5 protein-coding genes are annotated in these 3,207 nt (G+C 47.8%); 1 reads left to right on the plus strand and 4 read right to left on the minus strand.

Features of this window, described 5'->3' with window-relative positions; translation table 11 throughout:
- A partial coding sequence (locus QMA35_RS21160) for a transposase (protein WP_281649124.1) occupies window positions 1-393 on the plus strand: 393 nt, incomplete at its 5' end.
- Between the two features lie 45 nt (window positions 394-438).
- On the opposite strand, the gene QMA35_RS21165 is transcribed toward QMA35_RS21160, so the two are convergent.
- From QMA35_RS21165 to QMA35_RS21180, 4 genes are all read right to left on the minus strand, one after another.
- On the minus strand, window positions 439-1,590 hold the full coding sequence (locus tag QMA35_RS21165) for a 5-(carboxyamino)imidazole ribonucleotide synthase (protein WP_281649125.1): 1,152 nt from the start codon (window positions 1,588-1,590) through the stop codon (window positions 439-441).
- 38 nt (window positions 1,591-1,628) lie between these two features.
- Window positions 1,629-2,111, minus strand: a complete 483-nt coding sequence (gene purE, locus QMA35_RS21170; RefSeq protein WP_281649126.1) for a 5-(carboxyamino)imidazole ribonucleotide mutase — start codon at window positions 2,109-2,111, stop codon at window positions 1,629-1,631.
- A gap of 282 nt (window positions 2,112-2,393) precedes the next feature.
- Entirely contained in the window at window positions 2,394-2,987 is a 594-nt protein-coding gene (locus QMA35_RS21175; RefSeq protein WP_281649127.1) for a uracil-DNA glycosylase family protein, read from the minus strand.
- 14 nt (window positions 2,988-3,001) lie between these two features.
- A partial coding sequence (locus QMA35_RS21180; RefSeq protein WP_281649128.1) for a hypothetical protein occupies window positions 3,002-3,207 on the minus strand: 206 nt, incomplete at its 5' end.

The raw sequence follows: 3,207 nt of genomic DNA on the forward strand, positions 1-3,207 counted from the left end.
CGTTTCAATCTATTCAGGAATCCAGAGAACCTCACACCCAAGAGGGAAAGCAGCCTGAAGGAACTGCTTGCCATGAATGAGGACTTGTTTCAGGCCTACACTCTGAAAGACATGCTTAAACAGCTGTGGACGTATACCTATAAAGGGTGCGCCAGTAAGTTTCTCGATAGGTGGATTGAATTGGCCAAAGAGACAGGCATTGTCGAGCTGAAACGCTTTGCCAAAGGGTTGGACAGGGCAAGAGAAGGCCTTCTTTCATATTGCCATCATCGTATAACCAGTGCAAAAATCGAGGCTTTCAATGGTGTTATCAAGCGTATTGTCTATAAGGCTTGTGGCTATAACGATCTTGAATATCTGTATCTGAAAATTCGACAGGAGGCTCAGAAATGATCAGCCAACCTGCGAAAGAGCCATATATTTCAAATACCTAAGTACCTACCTAAGCCACTTTTGACGAACACTCTCCAGTCGTTCATCTAATTCTTCATGGCTGCTTGCCAGCACGTTCACATGGCCGATTTTTCTACCCAGGCGGGACGTTTTCCCATACCAATGCAAAAAGCACTCTGGCTGAACCAACTCTGTTGGCGGAGTTGTATCATCAGAAAGGGTTTTGCCCAGCAGGTTATACATGCCAGCCACGCCATAATGTTTTGTGCTGCCTAAAGACAGATTGGCAATAGCACGAACATGGTTTTCAAACTGGCTGGTATCTGCACCGTCCATCGTCCAGTGACCGCTGTTATGAACCCGTGGAGCCAGTTCATTCACAATCAGGTCATCGCCCAGCACGAAGCATTCTATTGCCAGGACGCCCACGTACCCTGTTTCTTTCAACAGAGTCGCGATATAGCTTTCTGCCTTGGCTCTGATGACATCAGAAAGCTTGGGTGCAGGAACAATAGATGTATGAAGAATACCGCTCTGATGAACATTCTCTCCGGGAATGTAGGAGACAATTGAACCATCAACATTGCGGGCACCGATCACAGAAATTTCCCGTTCAAATGGAATCTTCTTTTCAACAATCCATTCAAACAGAGCGTGCTTGTGCTGACTCTCACCTTTAAGAATGAGTTTGCGATCTTCCTCAAAAGCAGCAATTTGATCTGCGCTATCAATCACCCATTGGTTATGGCCGTCGTAACCATCTTCTGTGGATTTCACAACAACAGGCAAGCCACCAATCGTTTCTATGGCATCCGCCAGTGATTCTTTATCCTGAATACGCGCCCAGGGAGAAGTTGCCAGACCAGACTCTTTGACCAATGTTTTTTCCCGGTGGCGGTTCTGGATTTTCCAAACCACATCAGGATCAGGGTACACTGGACAAAAGTTCTTCAACTCTTTCATCAAAGCCACATGAACGGCTTCGCGTTCAATAGTGATTGCGTCTGGCTGGCCAAGAGCCTGATACATCTCTTGAGCAGACATGCCATCAGCAATCGTTACTACATCACCGAGCCCTGAAATACAGGCGGTTGATTCTCCCTGGTCCGCAAGGAAGCTGAAATCAATTCCTATATTCCAGCCGGACAGGGCCAGCATTCTGGACAGTTGCCCACAACCTATAATCGAAATTCGCATGGCGAGGTCACTTCTACCCAACTGTTAGAAAGATTCTATTACTCAACGTCTTCTGGTACTTGCTCAGTCTGGCGGGCACGCCAGTCAATCAATCTCTTGGTGAGATCTTCATCAGAAGTTGCAAGAATCTGCGCAGCCATCAAGCCCGCGTTAGCAGCCCCTGCATCACCAATTGCCTGAGTAGCTACAGCCACACCTTTTGGCATTTGTGCAATGGATAGCAGGCTGTCTACACCGCTGAGAGTCCGGCTCTGAACAGGCACGGCAACGACCGGCAGGTGAGTCATAGCTGCAACCATGCCAGGTAAGTGCGCAGCACCACCGGCGCCGGCAATAATAACCTTGCAACCTTTATCCGCAGCCGTTTTGGAAAAATCGATTAGACGATCAGGAGTGCGATGAGCAGACACTACCTTGGCAACATAAGGCACCTGCAGTTGATCCAGTATCTCTGCAGCCTTTTTCATGGTTGGCCAGTCAGATTGAGAGCCCATTACAATATGAACCAAAGCCGTTGTCATTTAATAGTCCTGCTTTGCTCTTAGAGAAAACGGTGAAAATCTCGAGTCGGGGATTCTATCAGGTTTCAGTTAATTTGGTGTGGTTCTTTTGACGCGGTAATCAAAGTGTAAATGCAGCTGATTTATGGGCACTGCCATAACTTGGCTTACATCCCCGATTGTTGATTATTAATTGCAATGTAACCACACTAACTGCTAGATCTTCAGTCAATTCAAATCCTTCCAGCTCAGAAGATTTCCTTCTGATTGTGCCACCAGCAACAGGGCAATAGTTATAGTTCATTATTCTGGAGAGCGTTCGTCCAGCACTTCCCTGATATGTTTACCCAGTTCTGGAACAAGCTCCTCTTCAAACCACGGATTACGGCGTAACCAAAGATTATTGCGAGGGCTGGGATGTGGCAGTGGAATGTTCTCTGGCCAATAACTACGCCATGACTGCACACGCTCTGTCACCGAAGAATGACCTTTTCCACAATGGTAAGCCTGAGCGTACTGCCCCAATACCAGAGTTGTTTTTAAATTTGGTAACTGTTCGAGCAAACGTGCCCGCCAGGTTTCCGCACATTCAGGACGGGGAGGAAGATCACCGGACTTTCCCGTTCCCGGGTAACAAAAGCCCATGGGAATAATGGCGAACAGTTCTGGGTTATAGAACTGTTCGCGGGTTACTCCCAGCCAGTCCCTCAAGCGCTCTCCGCTGGGATCGTTAAAAGGCAGACCTGTTTCATGAACCGTCCTGCCGGGCGCTTGCCCTGCAATCAGGATTTTGGCCGCAGGGTGAAGTTGTAAAACGGGCCTTGGGCCAAGGGGTAAATGGGCTTCACACAAACTGCATGCACGTATCTCATTCAACAGAGTTATATATTCGCTCACCGCCCCTCCAGTTTTTACATATCCAGCGAAAGATTAATGCGAGCAATTTCCTCCCGCCACTGTCGCTGCAGCTTTGGCTTCTGTCGACTTTCCTTTTGCTGTAAGTTCACTTCCAGCCTTGCTTCCAACTCTATAAGCTTGGCAAGCAGAGCATCCTCATCGGAGGACAAAGCGTTTCTCTCGTCAGATTGATGCAATCTTTCCTCAGAGGCGTGTTTTT

The organism is Parendozoicomonas sp. Alg238-R29 (genome assembly GCF_947331445.1).
GTDB lineage: Bacteria > Pseudomonadota > Gammaproteobacteria > Pseudomonadales > Endozoicomonadaceae > Sansalvadorimonas.

Bases quoted from the DNA above. Each gene is read 5' to 3' on its own strand.
- QMA35_RS21165 (WP_281649125.1), bottom strand. From the start codon at position 1,590: ATGCGAATTTCGATTATAGGTTGTGGGCAACTGTCCAGAATGCTGGCC.
- purE (WP_281649126.1), bottom strand. From the start codon at position 2,111: ATGACAACGGCTTTGGTTCATATTGTAATGGGCTCTCAATCTGACTGG.